Source organism: Paenibacillus vulneris (assembly GCF_039543185.1).
Lineage (GTDB): Bacteria > Bacillota > Bacilli > Paenibacillales > NBRC-103111 > Paenibacillus_S > Paenibacillus_S vulneris.
The window spans coordinates 420,095-436,443 of sequence record NZ_BAABJG010000015.1; the positions used below are offsets into that span (position 1 = coordinate 420,095).

Below are 16,349 nucleotides of genomic sequence, written 5' to 3' on the forward strand. Positions count from 1 at the left end.
CCCAAAACGTTATTTGAATGGACTAGCCACTTCCTCAAACAAAATCGTGCGCCCTTCGGCAATCGATCGGTAGCATCCATCGACGGCAGCCATCGTCAGCAGATTGTCCCTGCCGCTAATCTCAGGTTCGCTGTCCGTCTCTACCGCCCGAAGCAATTGAGCCATCGTCCCTTGAAAAGCATCCGGGAACCATACCTCATCCCAGGTTGGACGATGCCACTCATTCGGCGATGTTTTGGTCGTATATTCGATCGTACTGGGTACCCGCTCCGGATAGGAGGGCCATCCAATCGTCCCTTGTGCCAGACCGTCCAGTCCAACCACTCTCCACTTGATGTAGATGTCCTTCTCGGTGCCTTCGCCCGGCCACGCCCAGACATCGTCAAGACTTGTCGCCAACAGCTCGTTAGCGTACTGGAACGAATATTGGGAAATACCGTCAATATGCCGGAAGGCCGTTCGCGGATCCCGCCTTGCGACAGCCGTGATTTTCAGCGGATTACCGAATAAGTACCGGAACGTATCGATATGGTGGATCCCCATGTTCAAAATTTCGACGTTCTCGTACTGATGCAGAAAATCCTGCCAGTGGGGAATCGCGCGCATTTCGATTGTGGCCAAGACGGGCAATCCAAGATCTCCCCGGTCCAGCAGCGCCTTGAGGGCACGGATCGATTGATCGTAACGCATATTTGAATTGACCCCTAATTTGATGCCTGCCTCTTCACAAAGCTGGACGATTTCGGAAGCTTCACGTGAATTCATGGCCAACGGCTTTTGGCACAAAATGCCTCTGATGTGCTTTTGCTTCACGGCCTTTTTTACCACCTCAAGCTGTTTATCCGGCGGGATGGCAATGTCCAAAATCTCGATCTCGGGATCGCTTATTAGCTCTTCCCACTTTTCGTACACCTTCCCAATACCCCGCAGGTCAGCCACCGCTTTGGCATTTTCAAAAGTTCTTGAGGCTATGGCTGCTGGAGTAAATCCCGCATCCCGATACGCAACCAGGTGACAGTCCCTCATAATAAACCCGGAACCGATACAGCCGATTCTGAAATCTTTCCGATTGGGCAGCTGCGGTCGTATAGATAAATCCAAATCCATCGAATTCAAGCCGATTCCTCCTTATAGTCAAATTAGCGAATGACATGCAAAAAACAGCTCCACACGCTTCCTTCGCCAACTGCGGCAGCATCTTGCATAACGAAACCGTCAACCCAGCTTCTCGGTCCACATGGAAGTCTCAAAGCGGAATGTTTCACCCGGCATAAGGCCTCTGGCTCCAGTCCGTTCCGATTCATAAGGCAAATTAAACGCATCGGTAACATACGTATAAGGCTCCAAAGAATAAGCCGAGGACCAGTCCGGTCGGAACAGCACCATATAAGGGAACTCCGGACCGATACGAAAGAGGATGGAATACGCGTTATCAGGTACATCGATTCGGCAGGCGGTCCCGCCTTCCTTAAGGGAAACCAGCGAGCAGCCCAGTTCGGGATACTCCGCGATCGAGACGCCTTCGTTAAGACTTCGGCTGAACTCGGTCTGCGAAGGCAGGCTCTTAACCATTGCCTGAGAAGTTACAGGCCACTCCTCCAAGGCAGGAGCGTGGAGAATGATTTCTCCTCCACGATGGAAAGGCAGGGAAAAATAAGGGTGAAGCCCGAATGCAAAAGGCGACTCTTCCTCTCCCTCATTTACAATGGTGCCTTCCAAATATAGACGTCCCTTCAATAACCGGAACGTCATCGTAAAGGTCAGTGAGTGAGGAAAATAAGCCATTAGGTCCGGATGGGAAGCGTAGCAAAAACGGTTTGTTACATACGCTCCGCCATCGTCCGATACCCCCTTTTTCACGACCTCCCATGCCCGTTTACACAGTTCCCCATGCAGATGAAAATCCGGAGGTTCGTTAATGGGCAATCCGTAATCCCTTCCCCGATAGCTGAACCTTCCCTTATGTACGCGATTGGGGGGAAACAAGATAGGCATGCCGTATTGGAATGGCGCAAACGCCTCCGTTTGCAGCATCTGCAGACGGGCCGGCGGCTCGATGACCGGATGGCCTCCGCTTTCAAAACGAATAAGATTGTTCCCGATGCCAGTAATGATCTCTGCTGTGGAGCCGGTAGCCGGTTCGCTGAGAACAACGATATCCAATCCTTCTTTGACGACCCGTTCTACCGATGCCGAATCACTTGTCAAAGCAAATCCCTCCCAGTTGGTAACGCTTTCTAGAAATCATTATAGGAAAAGTCCTCTCCCTTGTATTTAGCTAAAAGCAACATTTCAGTTGCCGAAATCACTTTTTTGAAAAAAATTTGGATAGCGCCTCGTTATATCTTTCAAGTAGCCAGTTAGCCCTAAAGGATTAGAGCCGAGAGTAGGCTATTCAGCTTCTTATCTTTAACGAGTTGCTAGAATCATTATTTTTTGATTACAATGAATCTATCGCATCAGTGAGGAGTGATCGGTATGGAACGTGCTCCGCATGAGGATCAGGAATACTTCGCTCTAAGCCCTGAAGAGACGATACTCAGGCTGTTTAACTATTACTTTCCTCCCTATATTACGTTGGCCAGCCGCTTCGATTTTTTGCATGGAGAAGAAGACTTGTACAAAAACCGTCGCTTGAAGCAATATTTATTAGAGTACGTAGAGGATGGAAGCGCAGATTTCATGCTCGGAGATAAGCCCATGCCGGTAAAACAAGGGGATCTCTTTCTGATCCGGCCCGATCATCCCCACACCATCCATGGGAAAGCCGGAAGTCCTTACAAGTGCATTAGCATCTTGTTTCATTTCGGACAAAGCAAGAACTTTCCGCTATCGGATTTGCTTCCGAAAGAGACGTATCTCGGATCGATTCGCGGCTTGCCGCTAGAAGACCAGCTTCACCAGCTTGTCCATAATTATCAGGACCCCCATTGGGTCAATCAGTTGAGGTGCCAGCATATTTTGATCGGCATTCTGCTGCAGCTGCTGACCTCTGCGGCGCCGTTCGCCTTGAATCAAACCCGTTCGGGAGCAAGGGTCGAGTTGGCTAGGCGTTATTTGGAGCAGCATTATGCGGAGAATATTACTTTGGAGCAGCTGGAATCCGTGTCTGAATTAAGCCGCAATTATTTGCTGAGCAAATTCAAACAGTTCTATAATCTGTCTCCCATGAAGTATCTGAGGTGGATTCGCATTCAACGGGCCAAAGAGCTGGCGGCCAACACGAGTCTCTCGGTCAATGAAATCGCCATTCGGGTAGGCTACGCCGATGTTCATACATTCGGCAGGATGTTCAAAGCCGAGACCGGAATGAGCCTGACGCAGTTCAGCTCCAGTATTAAATAAATAAAATAGTAGAATTAGCTATGCGGCGGACCTAATAGCTCCCTCCCTATCCTGGTATCTTTGAACGCTTCTGACTGAACGGCATGCTCCATAAGACGACGGTATAGTGATATGCTCCCATTAAAGTGGGTAACACAAAGAATGCAACCTCCGTCCATAAAGGATAGAGGTTGCGTTTGGCATTGAGATAGATGGTGGAATCAGTCAGGCATGAAAGGACGGCTGCTTGATCTACCAGAATTTTTGGGCTCTGCATAGAGCATAGGGATGTAACTCAGCTACTGGTTTCATAGGACAAGATGCTCTTTGTTATTCACTCTATTAGCATTTTACTTTGCACGCTGTGCAAATCGAGCAGGCTGAGTTAGGCGGATTGGGCCAGCTCCATATAGATAGTTTTTATACACCTCATCTTTGGAATAGTAACGCTGTTCAGGTTATTGATTCTTTCGCAAACGCTCAACTTCTTTATCAATGTTCTCCGAAGCTTTACGTATGGCGGTATTGACATCAATGTTGTTCAAGACCATATCCCTGTACGCATCCGATACGTACTTTGTAATGTCACTTTCATACTCGTTGGTCGCATGGGTTTTGAGCGGTTTGCCGGCGAACACATTTTGCACCTTTTTCCCTTTGAGAACGGGGACATCAGCGCCATATTCCTTCTCCAGTTCCGGGTTGATGATTGCCGGAACCCGGCCGTTGCGAGCCAAAATGCGCTGAGTTTCATCTGATAAAATATGGGTAATCACTTGGAACGCTTCATCCTTGTGCTTGCTTTGGCTGGATATCGATAATGAATGCACCTGTGCCTCTCTGGTTTCCCCCAGATGATCGCCGAATTGCGGGATCGGGGCGATATCCCAGTTCACTTCAATCCCCTGCTGCCTCAGCTCCTCCATCGGCCCGACCATATTGGCAAGCCACGCAGGGCGCATGGCCAAGGTCCGATCCTTCATGAACTGATCCCTATCATAGTTGTAGGTGTTATTTTTCCCGATAAAGCCAGGGATCTCGAAGTTTTTCTGGGAATAGGTAAAGGTGCGTACCCAATCTGGAGAGCTAAGGAGGGACTTGCCAGTCTTCGGATCTATCACGGGCAAGGCTAAACTCCGGGCAAAGCCCAGCGGACCTTGAACATCAATTCCTATATAATTAACTCCTCCTTCGGTCCGAGTCAGTTGACGTGCCAAATCGAGCGCCTGATCCCAAGTCAGCTGTTGATCCGGCGGATAAGGAACGCCGAATTTATCAAAAATATCTTTGTTGTAGTACAAAATGTGCTGATTGGAGTTAAACGGAATCCCGTAGATTTCCCCGCTATCCGCGATTTGCTTCACCGCATCGTATAGGAACGGCTTCAGCCTACTCGCGTCGAAATTATATTTTTTAATTAACTCACGTACATCTTCTAAAGCACCCATTTTGATGAACCTGTAGTATGAAGTAGAGGTTGAAAAGATGAGATCGGGAACGGTTCCTGAAGAAAAAATTTCCTCTGGCGTGGCTGTCGACGGAGGCTCCAGCCGTTCGATCGTAATGTTAGGGTATTTCTTTTTCACCGGGTCTGCAATAAGAGTTTGAAATTCCGTGTTAGTGAAGGTGGCTCCGTTCGAATACAGCAGCAGCTTGACCGGCTCCGTGGAGGCCGCCGTTGTATCCTTGGGATTTGAGCCAGGATCCGGCTTTTGTGAGCATGCACTTAGAGGAAGAATTATCAATATAACGCTTATAGGCAGAACAACGGATTTGAACATGGTTGGTCACCTTCCCTTGAGTTTTGTAGCGTTAGGCAGAAAAAACCGGAGCCGCAGCATTTGCCTTTAGCCCCGGTTATCCGGTAGATATGATATGTAGTTGCAGGAAGTCCTCGTCAGCGTCAATTAAAGTTATCAGCTCCTTTATGGACGGTTTATCGGGTTTTAATCATACTCGTATCCGATAACCACAGAATCTTTTAAATTTTTTTGTGATAATAAAAAGAGACACAACATCTTGGCTGAGGAATGAACCCTCAAAGATGCCGGTCTCCAGTTGCCAGGTAGACAATAGTGTTGGTTACAACTTATTTATACCAACTATTATACTTGGAATAATATGAAATTCAATACTTTTTTTAAATCCCTGGTGCGGGGTTCGCCATTAATCCTGCATTGACGCGATTGGAATCCGGTGATATATTTAACTGAGTATACCAATTGGATTAATATAATATAATTTGCTACCGGATAACCGGAGACCTCCCCATGGGCAAGGTCTTCGGTTTTTCTTTTCGAACAAACCCCTCTCAAAGGATAGGTGAATGTAAATGAACCATATCATTAACCAACTGCTTCAGCATCGTTCGATCCGAAAATACAAACCGGACACGATTACTGAAGACCAGCTAAAGGCAATCATCGGTGCGGCCCAAAAAGCCCCTACATCAAGCAACATGCAGGCTTACAGCGTAGTGGCTGTAACCGATCCGGACATGAAGCGCCAGATCGCCCATTTGGCCGCAGATCAGCAGTATATCGATGAATGCCCAGTCTTCCTACTGTGGTGTGCGGATCTGCACAGGCTGCAGTATGCCTGCGCCCCTGTAGAAGAAGTAACCATTCCGGCGAGCACGGAAATCTTCATTATCGCTACGGTCGATGCCGCACTAGCAGCCCAGAATGCCGTCATCGCTGCCGAATCGCTTGGTCTCGGTACTGTGTTTATAGGTGGGATCCGCAATCATCCTCAGGAAATATCGGACCTGATCGGACTGCCGGAGCTGGTGTATCCCGTATTCGGCATGTGTCTCGGTTACCCCGATCAAGAGCCTACACAACGTCCGCGTCTTCCCCTAGCAACGGTGCTTCACCGCGAACGTTATTCCACGGAAACTTATACCGAAGGGATTGAACAGTATAACCAGGAGCTGTCCCAGTGGATGCTTACCCGGGCCGGGGGTACAAGGGAATCGAACTGGTCTAAGGAAATGACGGGTCGTCTCCGGTCCAGGCAGCGCACACACATGCGAAGCTTCTTGGAGAATCGGGGATTCAAATTAGAATAACGGACGGGAGAGCTTCTTGTGCTGGATCTGCTTATTATCGGTGCTGGCCCGTACGGTATTTCGCTAGCCGCACATGCGGCTGCACGCGGCTTATCGTATGTGCTGCTCGGCTACCCTATGCATTTTTGGAAGAATCAAATGCCGCAAAATATGTTTATCCGCACCCAGCCGGATGTGATCGCGCTATCGGATGAACGTGGTGAATATACCCTTCAGCGTTTCGCTCAGGAGACTCATACGAAAATTACTGTCCCGCTGCCCCGCCCTGTCTTCTTAGATTATGCGTTCTGGTTCGCGGATAAAACCGGAGTCGAGTTTACATCCGAGCTCGTGGTCCGGCTTGACGGCATTCCAGGCGGGTATTCTGCTTTAACGGAAACCGACAGGATCTTTACTGCCCGCCATACTGTCGTCGCCACCGGTTTGCAGCATTACGCTTATATACCGGAGGTTTTTGCTGGACTTCCCGGCAGCCTCGTATCTCACACGTTCCGTTACACCGACTTCAGCGCCTTCTCGGGCCGCAGGGTCGCGGTTCTTGGCAGCGGGCAGAGTGCATGGGAGGCGGCTGCACTTCTCCATTTGAGCGGTAGTGACATCGAGTTGATTTACCGCAGGGAAGCGCCTCATTATAGCGTCGGTAACGGCTCAGGGATGGAGCTGATACAGCTTGCCGATGCGTTCTATGACCTTCCGCTTGAGAACAAGCTGGAAAAATGGACAACTTCCTCCGCCAGCATTGCCGCCTTCTTGCGTCCTTATGTGGAAGGCAAGGTACCTGAGACGGCTCACGTCTCCGTGGAAAAGGCCAAGGCGCTTCCGGGCGACAAGCTCCATCTGCTCCTCTCCAGTGGTGAAGAACGTATCGTCGACCACCTGATTGCTGCAACAGGCTATCGGATTGCTTTGGACAGGGTCCCGTTTCTCTCCGAGGAGCTGCTAATGCATGTGGAGCGGGAAACGTACAACGGCCGCGGATTCCCTCGTTTGAACGCCCATTTCGAGAGCAGTGTACCGGGCCTGTTTTTCGCGGGTCCGCTCGCTTCCCATAGTCATGGGCCGGCGTTTCGATTCATTGCCGGACTCGGAAAAACGTGCCGATCGATTATTCCGATGATTTGCCGAAATTTGAGCGATAGTACAAAGAAGCTATAGGGAACACTTGTTCCTTATAGCTTCTTTTTTCACATTAACCACTTAGAGTTTAATTATTCTTTTGGAACCGCTCCACTGCTTTGTCGACCTCTTCCGATGCCTTCCGCAGCGCTGTATTAACGTCCACCTTATCGACGGCAATGCTCTTGGCGGCTTCATTCACATACTTCTGCACATCAATCTCATATGGATGGAAAGTGTGCTCTTGAAGCGGGCTGCCGACGAACACATTCTGTACTTTCTTGCCCTTCAGCACCGGAAGATCGGCGCCGTATTCCTTCTCCAGCTCAGGGTTCACGATAGCCGGCACCCGTCCGTTGCGGGACAGCGTCCTCTGCACTTCATCGGACAAAATGAAGGAGATCGCCTGGAATGCTTCATCCTTATGCTTGCTCTTGTTCGAGACCGACAGCGTATGAACTTGGGATTCCCGGGTTTGACCGAGATGTTCGCTGAAGGTCGGAATCGGAGCGATATCCCAGTTTACCTCAAGCCCTTGCTGGCGCAGCTCCTCCAAAGGACCGACCATGTTGGCGAGCCAGGTCGGGCGCATTGCAAGATTACGGTCCTTCATGAACTCGTCACGTCCGTACACATATTTACCGTCCTTCCCTACATAACCCTGAATGTCATAATTTAGCTTCGCGATGTTGAATACACGCACCCAATCCGGCGAGGTTAGAACCGATTTATTCGTCTTCAAGTCAATAATCGGCAAGGCCAAGCTCTTGGCCAGTCCTATTGGGCCTTCTGCATCAATTCCGATGTAATTGACGCCGTTCTCCGTTCTCGTCAGCTTCTGGCCAAGTTCGATGGCTTGCTCCCAGGTCATTTGGGTATCAGGAGGATACGGTACGCCGAATTTGTCAAAGATGTCCTTGTTGTAATATAAAATATGCTGGTTCGAATTGAACGGAATTGCCAGGATTTCCCCCTTATTCGAAAGCCCTTTGGCGTAGTTGTACAAGTACGGCTTGACCCGGCTCTCGTCGAAGCTGTACTTCTTGATATACTCGCGTAAATCCTGAAGCACGCTCAAGTTTATTAGCTTGCTGTGCGTGGTCGAGCTGGCATAAATGAGATCCGGATCTGCACCGGAGGTGAAGAAATCTTCCGGCGTCGTTCCGCTCGGAGGCTCAATCCGTTCCACGGTAATATTCGGGAACCGTTTATGAACCGGGTCGGCAATGAAGGTTTTGAACTCTGTGTTCGTAAACGTGCCGCTGCTGTTGTAGAACTTCAGTGTAACCGGCTTGGCGTCGGTCCCGGCATCTTTGGCGGGACCATCTGCTGCAGACACATTTGTCCCTGAATTAGCCGGATTGGAGCATGCAGATAAGAATGCAGTCATGATGCCTAGTGTCAAAAATAGAGTAGACCTGGATTTTGTCATTGTGTAGTTAACCCCTTTCTTTACACATCAAAATGTTTAAGTTCTTTACAGCACTAAAGCGAGTGCGAAGAACATTCGGATTGGCGAATAAACCTACCCTGCTTACGAAGTGAGTCTTGCTTTAGCAAAACTTTAAGGTCGCTCATCTTCGAAGGATCTTGGATAGAGGTTTATCTCATTCCACCAGACCGGTCCGCTCGATTCCCTCGACGAACCAACGCTGGGCTATTGCGTATACGACAAGCACCGGTGCGATGATCAGGAACGATGCAGCCATCTTAATCGGTTCGGCATAGATGCTGATCCCGCCTTGGGCCTCGTCTGCGGATAAGCTGGCCGCCAGCTTCGCCAGACTAATGGATAGCGGAACCTCCTTAGATCCCGACATGTACATGGACGGCAAGTAAAAATCGTTCCAGTTCCAGACAAACGAGAATAGGAAGACAACGATAATAGCCGACTTGGAGAGCGGCAGCATAACCTTGAAGAAAAAGCGGAATGCATTCGCTCCGTCGATTCGGGCTGCCTCTTCAAGCTCCTTCGGAAGCGTCAAGAAAAATTGCCGGAAAATGATGACAAATAGGGCTCCTTTCAGCCCATGGCCGAATATTGCCGGAACGATCATCGGCAGCACCGTATTGGCCCAGCCTATTTGCTTGAACATCAGGATGGAGGGCAGGATCGTTAGCTGTGGCGGCAAAATAAAGGTAAACACCAGGGCGATGAACCAAAATCTTTTGAATGGAAATTCCAGTCTCGCGAAGGCGTAGCCGGCAGCAGCGCACGATATGATCTGGAGAACCGCCACAGACAGCGAAATCGAGATGCTATAGATAAAACCGGTCTTGAACTTCAGCAGCCGAAGTGCCTCCTCCAAATGGCCGAAGAAGATCGATCGCGGTACCCACACCACGGAAGGATCAAGCATATTCGAAGAATCCTTCATCATGGTGATGACCATATAAAGAATCGGCTTCAAATAAATAAATGCGGTGTCGATCAAAATCACGTATAGAAATATTCGGAACAGCAAGCCTTGATCCGCTTCCTTGCCAAGCAGCAGGTACTTGGTGTTCATGGTGCGGTCTTTTATGAACACACCCTCACCGCTCCGCCGACCTCCATTTTTTTCGAAGATAGGTTCCATGGTCATCTCCCTCTTTGCTCATGCGAGTATTGGTCGGCTGTTATCTGCGCTTTCCTCCGAATGCTTTGTCAACCCTGCTGAACAGGAACAGCACGAGTCCGATAAAGGTGAGGACGATCATGAAATAGATCCACGCGAGTGCGCTGGACAAGCCGTAGTTGGCCGTCGTCACCTTGCTGATAATCGGATTGCTCGGGAAGGTAAATAAATCGACGACTGTAAAAATCAAATTCAAAAAAATAAACGGAATAAGTCCCGGCAGCGTAATCTTCCAAAAGGTATTCCACGGATCCGCTCCGTCAATCCGAGCCGCCTCATACACGGAAGAGGAAATCGTCTGTCGTCCAGCCAGAAAGATCAGGATCTGCACACCCGAGTACCAAAGCACAAGAACGAAGGAGCTGATAACGTGATTGATAGGCTCTACCCAGCTCTTAGGCACATACTCCGCCACATATGCGCTGAGACGCAGCGATTCAATGAAGGCCAGCGAGCCTTCACCCTGCTTGATAAACTCCAGTACGATCTGTCCGGACGAGAAAATGACCGGTAGAAAGAAGATGACCCGGAACAGTGTCCTGCCCCAGAACTTTTGGTTCAGTAATATGGCGATCAACATAGAAAAAATAATAATAACCGGTATCATGATGACCGCTTCCCTCAGGAATGGAATCAAATCGTCATACAGCAGCCCGCCGTCGGCAAATAAGATTTCCTTATAATAATCGAAACCATTAGGCGTCGTTTCGATGCCGCCTACCGTCACTTTCACTCGGTGGAAGCTCATGTAAAGCGAAAAGCCGAGGGGGAAGGCGACGAACGCGTAGAATCCGAGAATCCACGGCGAGATGAATAAGGCGCCTTCCCATTTGCGCAGCGTCGAATCATGCAGATTAAGCCTTCTCATGAACGCCCCCCTCCTCTCTGCACGATAAAGTCCTTACCAGGAACACGGAGATCCCCTTGAACATACGGCTCCGCATTGTAATTCACGATAATTCTTTTGCCTCCGGCATATTCCGTTTCCTTGACTCCGGATGCAAGCGTACGATGTCCGACAATCACCTGATCCTGAACATCCCCGAGTGCCTCGTTAAAGCGTTTATATTCTGCTGCCGCATGGGCAAGCCATTCTCTATAATCCATGCTGTAGTACCAGATGGAGAAGGCCCCCTTCAAGCTGCCGGACGGTGCGCTCGTAAATACATACGAGGGATAGGCTCCGAGCTCAATGCTGCGTAGGAAGTCAGCGCGGTATTGCTCCCGCAGGTTGGACCACTCCAAGGAATAGGTGACCAGGCCGTGCAGCACGATCTGCAGGAGCGGTACTGATTCATCAACGAAAATATCGTGAGAGAACGAATCCGCCATTTTATGTATATGAGCAGTTTGATCCCATGCGTACAGGTTGGCATCCTCTACGCTGACTCCGCCAAGCGCCGTTTTGGTCTGCTGGAGAACTTCACGCTGAAGCTGAAGTGCAGCACTGCGATTGGCCTTGTAGCGTTCGTTGTAATCGCTGCTCAACAGCTGCCCTATACCTTCGTTGAAATAGATGCCGTCCGCTCCCAGCGACTTGAACCGGTTCAAATCTTCTTCAGCGGTTTTTGCTGTTAGGCGCGGGCTTACTCGCGTTGTCATCTCGTGGTTGGAGGGGTTCTCATATTCTACGATGGTCCCCGATAAATCGCGCAGGCCGTCGAACGCCGGCCAGAACCCGTCCCTCCCCGTATTGTTCAGCGTGTAATTCGCTGTTAAATAAACGGGTACGTTCTTGGAATGAGCAAACTGGATGAATTGGCGCATGCCTTCATTGCCGCCGAGCCGGGAGTCGACCGGGAACAGCCCGCCGAACGCACTGTAGCCCCCCGTCTGCCAGCCTGCATATTGCACCGTGAGGTTACGGATGCCTTGGTTCAGCAGTGTTTGCACAAGCTCTGCAGCCTCTGTGGTCGTCGTTCCTTTCAGATATTTATCCCACATGAGACCCTGCTTAACGTCGGCACCGATGATATCTGCATAGAACGGCACATCACCGTTCTTTGGAGTGAGTGGTTGAAGTCCTTTTTCCTTGATCAGGAAATTGCGGTACTTCTCCGCCATCCCGGCATAATCGCTTTTCTCCGGATCGAGCAAATAGTACCGGGTTGCCCGTTCAGGAGCGGTGAACCGCTCTTTGTTGTAGGTAAAGAAGCCATTGGGTCCCTTCTTGCTCGTGCTCTGAAAATATTTGAGCCGGTACGTCCACTCGGGTGTTACCCAATTGTATTGGCCGTACGCTCCCGTTGGCGAAGCGAACAGCTTGCCATACTCTTCACCCGATACCATCACACCGACAAAAGCCTGCGGACCTGCTTTGATGCCGAACACCGGCAGACGAAGCGCATTGCGGCCGGTCTTTTCATTGAAGAAGGCGTCGTCGTTCCCGTATACACTGGCACGGTAGACCGATTTATCATTCGCCTGATTCGGCTTGAACCGGATGAGCGCCCCCGCTCCATCCGGAAGCAGGATGTAGCCCTCTTGCTTCTCTTCGTAAGGCTCGGCTCCGAATAATGGATACAGCTTCACATTCAGCAGGCTGAGCTTGCCTTCCCCGATGTTCTTATCGTCGACGGCCGTTTCCACGTAATCTTCACGAAGCCGCACCTCGATAGGGATTTTGAATCCGGTTACGGTAAAGTTGAAGGTCACCTTAAAGCCCGCAGGCGTCAACTGAAAGCTCTCAAGAGCACCTTTATCCTCTAGCCAGCTGATCGTCTTCGCTTGCGATTTGGAATTGGAGGTATCGATATATTCCAGCATAATCGGCGACATCAGATTGTTACGCCAGGTTCCGGTAATAGTCTCCCGGGGCCAGTGCTCGGGGTCTGGATACGATCGCCACACCTGCCCCGTGCTTTTCTGCTCCACCTTAAAATGGGCTGTTTTGTCATCCACCCACAATCTCAGCCCCTCCGATTCCGCCGAGAGCCGGAAGCCGGCTTCTTCCGGCAGCGCCAGCTTCGGCGAACCGGTTCCGGTTGCAGTCTGGGAGACAATGGCTGCAGCTTGTGTACCCGCCCCTGTGCCTGCCGGAGGATCCGCAGCGAGTAGCGTGCCTCCCGTATTGCCATTCGTAAGGAGTCCTACCGTCAGAAGAATAGCCAGCAGAATGGCGGAAATCATGACGACTTGTTTGCGCTTCATCTTACTGACACCTCCTGGTAAATTGAGTAGAAGAAATCTAGAAGCTCTTTCGTGAGCCCCACCGTAATAAAGATGAGCACCCCACATACCAGCATCGTAAATGCGGATAAGCCGAGGTTGATCACCGTCTCGCCTACCGAATAATTTTGCAGACTCTGTACCTTCCAAAACAGCAGAAGGCCGATCCAGACAAACAATCCGTAGTACAGAAAATGGTAAATAGAGCCTTCGTTCAATGTCATGACGTTCGAAATGATCGTCAAGGGCAGGCCCACCAAGACCAGCGGAAAGGTAGCATAAGCACTGCCATAGACGACATCCCGGAACCGGCCTTCCCCCCGATAAATCGAGCTGATCAAATAGTTGGCAACGATCCAGCCGAACCAGATGACCAGGAACTGCACGATCACCGCTAGAAGGTTGACATCCAGGAATACCTCGGGGTTAAAAATAAAACTGATTCCCGCTCGCATAACGCAGAACGAGCCCAGCCCCAACAGGAGCAGAATGGAGCTGCTAAGCCACCCTGCCTTTTCGTCGTACCGCATCGCGCTGAAGCCTTCAATCGGATGGCGCAGGATGTAAAAGGCTTGGGCAAGCTGTCCGGCCAGCGGAAACCGGCTCCGTCTTCGACGCTGTAAGCGGTCCGCCCAGCCGCTTCTTCCTACCCATTTGCCTGCCGGTACAAGCACAGTTACCGCAATCAAGACCGTATTCGCTACTGCACCGAAGTGCTGCTGGAACCAGAGCAGACGGTTCTGCCAGAAGGCATCGGAATAGCCCTGCGCATGGCCGGCTTTCAGGAACAGCTCCTGCGCCTGTTCATAATCTCCTTTCTTATAGGATGCCTTCGCTAGGCCGACGATAGCCGGTGTATAGTAGTTGTTCAGCCGGTACACCTCGGACCACGGGGCTTCACTTTCCACGTATTTGCCTTCCTGTGTCAGATGGTTTGCTTGATGAACAAGCGCACCGAATTCCGATATCTGGAAGTGCTGTACCAAATTGTTCTCCCCGTCCAGAATGAACAGCTCGTCCCGGGAATTGCTGGCGATCGCCGTCGGCGTCTTAACCATACCTAATTGAGTGCTTACCGTGGTGTCATCCCCCCACCAGAAGAACAGCAAATTACCGGAGCTGTCGTATTGATTTACGACCTTGCGTTTGGAATCGATCGCGGTAATGTTGCCGTCTCCGTCTACAGTTAGATCGGATAGGACGGGTACCCGGTTGTTAAAATCAAGGAAGGCCACTTCGCCATACTCCGTCTTCACATTCCCTGTGGAGAAATCCCCCTTGCTCGTCAACTGATCCTGCCCTGCAATATTCAACTTCTTGATCTGCCGATTAACCACATCGGTGGAAGTAGTATAGATCAATCCATCTTTGTCGATCGCGACACTAGCAATCGAACCCGGAAGCTTGCTGATCTCTTTCTGGTACATTTCCCGGGAGTAGATTATCCTCTTGAACATATCGAGCATCGAGAAGCTGGTCGTGTTGGCGCCGAAGAAGCCTTGGAATTCTCCTTCCGAATCCAGCTGTATTAGCCCCTGGTAGCCGCCAAGCACTGTGATGTACAAATATCCGCGTTTGTCCACGACCAGCTTCACCGGATCATACTTGAAGGAATCTGGTAAAAACTTGGAATTTGGCCGCTTGTACTCACGGATGAGCTTCCCATCCTTATTCAGCAGCACGACCCGTTTATTCCCAGTATCTGCGATATAGACTTGCCCTTCATCGTCAACATACAGCCCTTGCGGCTTATTTAATGGGCTTTCTTTCAAGTCAATGATGCGGATCAGCTTACCTTTTTCATCCAGATGAATGATCCGATTGTTTCCCGTGTCCGCAATGTAAATTTGATCCTTCACATCAATAAAAAGATCCTGCGGCTGTTTGAGTGGTGAGAACAGCAGATGTCCGGGCTTCTGTGGATCAGGGATGTAAATCTCGCGCCCTAGCGCTCCAGCCGGATTGTAGGCCGGCTGAGTCCAGACGAGCTGATCGTAGCTGTCTTTATAATTCGTGCTGTATGGGGTATCGGCCGCAACGGTACCTGGCCCTAAGAGTAACGCCGAGAGCACGGATAGTACTGAAATCGAGAGAAGCAGTCTCTTATGAATGAAGCGCAAACGAATGTCCTCCTCTCTTTTTATTTGATCCCCGAATGGGCCATGGTTGCAATCACTTTTCCCTGCAAAAACAAGAAAATGAGCAGGTTCGGCACGAACATGATGAGCGCCGCCGCAGCTGCCGCCCCCTGACGGGCCACGAGATTGGCTTGGTTGCTCGTTAGGGTACTCAGAAAGAACGGAAAGTTCTTCATATTATCGTCCTGCATGAACAAGGAGGAAGTCTCTACGTTACCCCATGCGCTCTGAAAGGTCAAAATAGCTACTGTAGCTACGGCGGGCATGCAGACTGGAATGACGATGCGCAAAAATATAATATACTCACTGGCACCATCTATTCTGGCAGCTTCGAGCAGGTCATTTGGCAGCTGATCAATAAACTGCTTAAGTAAAAATACACCGACCGGCATGGCGAGCAGTGGTAATATATGCCCCCAGTACGTATTCATGATACCTAGATGGCTTACTACCAAATACCGCGGAATCTGCATAACCTCCGGAGCGAACATCAGCGTCAGCAGAATGAGTGAGAACATCGCTTTATGCCCTGGAAACTTTAGCTTGGAAATCGGATACGCGCACATCGCACTGACTATTGTTACGCCCACAACCCCGGCCACCGTAATGATCGCGCTGTTGAACAAGTACCGGGACATCGGAACGGTTGAATTCGCGGCCACTAGGAACAACTCAATAAAATTCTGGAACGTAGGCTCTCTGACAATGAAATTCGGAGGATAAACAAAGAGCTCATGATAAGGCTTGAGCGCATGATTGATGATATACACGATAGGAAGCAGCATGAAAAGAGAGAGCAGCACCATGATGGTGATAATCACTTTTTGAAAGGCATCCATTCGACCCGTTCCGGTGAGACGCTTCACATGCTTCCAGGCTTTGACCTTGGGCCAGCTTGTAGAAAAAACCATCCGC

The 16,349-nt window shown here is 50.2% G+C and carries 12 protein-coding genes; 3 read left to right on the plus strand and 9 right to left on the minus strand.

What is annotated here, in order from left to right:
- Positions 1-9: 9 nt before the first annotated feature.
- Positions 10-1,107: a Gfo/Idh/MocA family protein gene (locus tag ABEA66_RS15505; protein WP_345589306.1), complete on the minus strand. Its 1,098-nt coding sequence runs from the start codon at positions 1,105-1,107 to the stop codon at positions 10-12.
- A gap of 108 nt (positions 1,108-1,215) precedes the next feature.
- Complete coding sequence (locus ABEA66_RS15510) at positions 1,216-2,208, minus strand: aldose 1-epimerase (protein ID WP_345588639.1); 993 nt, start codon at positions 2,206-2,208, stop codon at positions 1,216-1,218.
- A 270-nt stretch (positions 2,209-2,478) separates the two neighbouring features.
- On the opposite strand from ABEA66_RS15510, the gene ABEA66_RS15515 reads away from it, so the two are divergent.
- A complete protein-coding gene (locus tag ABEA66_RS15515; RefSeq protein ID WP_079913194.1) occupies positions 2,479-3,345 on the plus strand; it encodes a helix-turn-helix domain-containing protein in 867 nt (288 codons plus the stop codon).
- Between the two features lie 437 nt (positions 3,346-3,782).
- Here ABEA66_RS15515 and ABEA66_RS15520 read toward each other — a convergent pair whose 3' ends face one another.
- Positions 3,783-5,105 carry an ABC transporter substrate-binding protein gene (locus tag ABEA66_RS15520; RefSeq protein WP_345588641.1) on the minus strand — a complete coding sequence of 441 codons (1,323 nt, stop codon included), beginning with the start codon at positions 5,103-5,105 and terminating at the stop codon, positions 3,783-3,785.
- A 551-nt stretch (positions 5,106-5,656) separates the two neighbouring features.
- Between ABEA66_RS15520 and nfsA the strand changes: the two genes are divergently transcribed.
- The gene (gene nfsA, locus ABEA66_RS15525) at positions 5,657-6,394 is read left to right on the plus strand and encodes an oxygen-insensitive NADPH nitroreductase (RefSeq protein ID WP_345588643.1); all 738 of its coding nucleotides are present in this window, start codon (positions 5,657-5,659) and stop codon (positions 6,392-6,394) included.
- Positions 6,395-6,412: 18 nt separating this feature from the next.
- Positions 6,413-7,549 (plus strand): NAD(P)-binding domain-containing protein, encoded by a 1,137-nt coding sequence (locus tag ABEA66_RS15530; RefSeq protein WP_345588645.1) that lies wholly within the window; start codon positions 6,413-6,415, stop codon positions 7,547-7,549.
- Positions 7,550-7,598: 49 nt separating this feature from the next.
- On the opposite strand, the gene ABEA66_RS15535 is transcribed toward ABEA66_RS15530, so the two are convergent.
- From ABEA66_RS15535 to ABEA66_RS15560, 6 genes are all read right to left on the minus strand, one after another.
- Entirely contained in the window at positions 7,599-8,942 is a 1,344-nt protein-coding gene (locus ABEA66_RS15535; protein ID WP_345588647.1) for an ABC transporter substrate-binding protein, read from the minus strand.
- A gap of 175 nt (positions 8,943-9,117) precedes the next feature.
- Complete coding sequence (locus ABEA66_RS15540) at positions 9,118-10,089, minus strand: carbohydrate ABC transporter permease (protein ID WP_256865496.1); 972 nt, start codon at positions 10,087-10,089, stop codon at positions 9,118-9,120.
- 40 nt (positions 10,090-10,129) lie between these two features.
- A complete protein-coding gene (locus ABEA66_RS15545; RefSeq protein ID WP_345588650.1) occupies positions 10,130-10,996 on the minus strand; it encodes a carbohydrate ABC transporter permease in 867 nt (288 codons plus the stop codon).
- Complete coding sequence (locus ABEA66_RS15550) at positions 10,993-13,278, minus strand: DUF5696 domain-containing protein (RefSeq protein ID WP_345588652.1); 2,286 nt, start codon at positions 13,276-13,278, stop codon at positions 10,993-10,995. The genes ABEA66_RS15545 and ABEA66_RS15550 overlap by 4 nt, the downstream gene beginning before the upstream one ends.
- Positions 13,275-15,416: a YIP1 family protein gene (locus ABEA66_RS15555; protein ID WP_345588654.1), complete on the minus strand. Its 2,142-nt coding sequence runs from the start codon at positions 15,414-15,416 to the stop codon at positions 13,275-13,277. Before ABEA66_RS15555 ends, ABEA66_RS15550 begins: the two co-directional genes overlap by 4 nt.
- Positions 15,417-15,436: 20 nt before the next feature.
- Positions 15,437-16,273 (minus strand): carbohydrate ABC transporter permease, encoded by an 837-nt coding sequence (locus ABEA66_RS15560; protein WP_256865513.1) that lies wholly within the window; start codon positions 16,271-16,273, stop codon positions 15,437-15,439.
- Between the last annotated feature and the right edge of the window lie 76 nt (positions 16,274-16,349).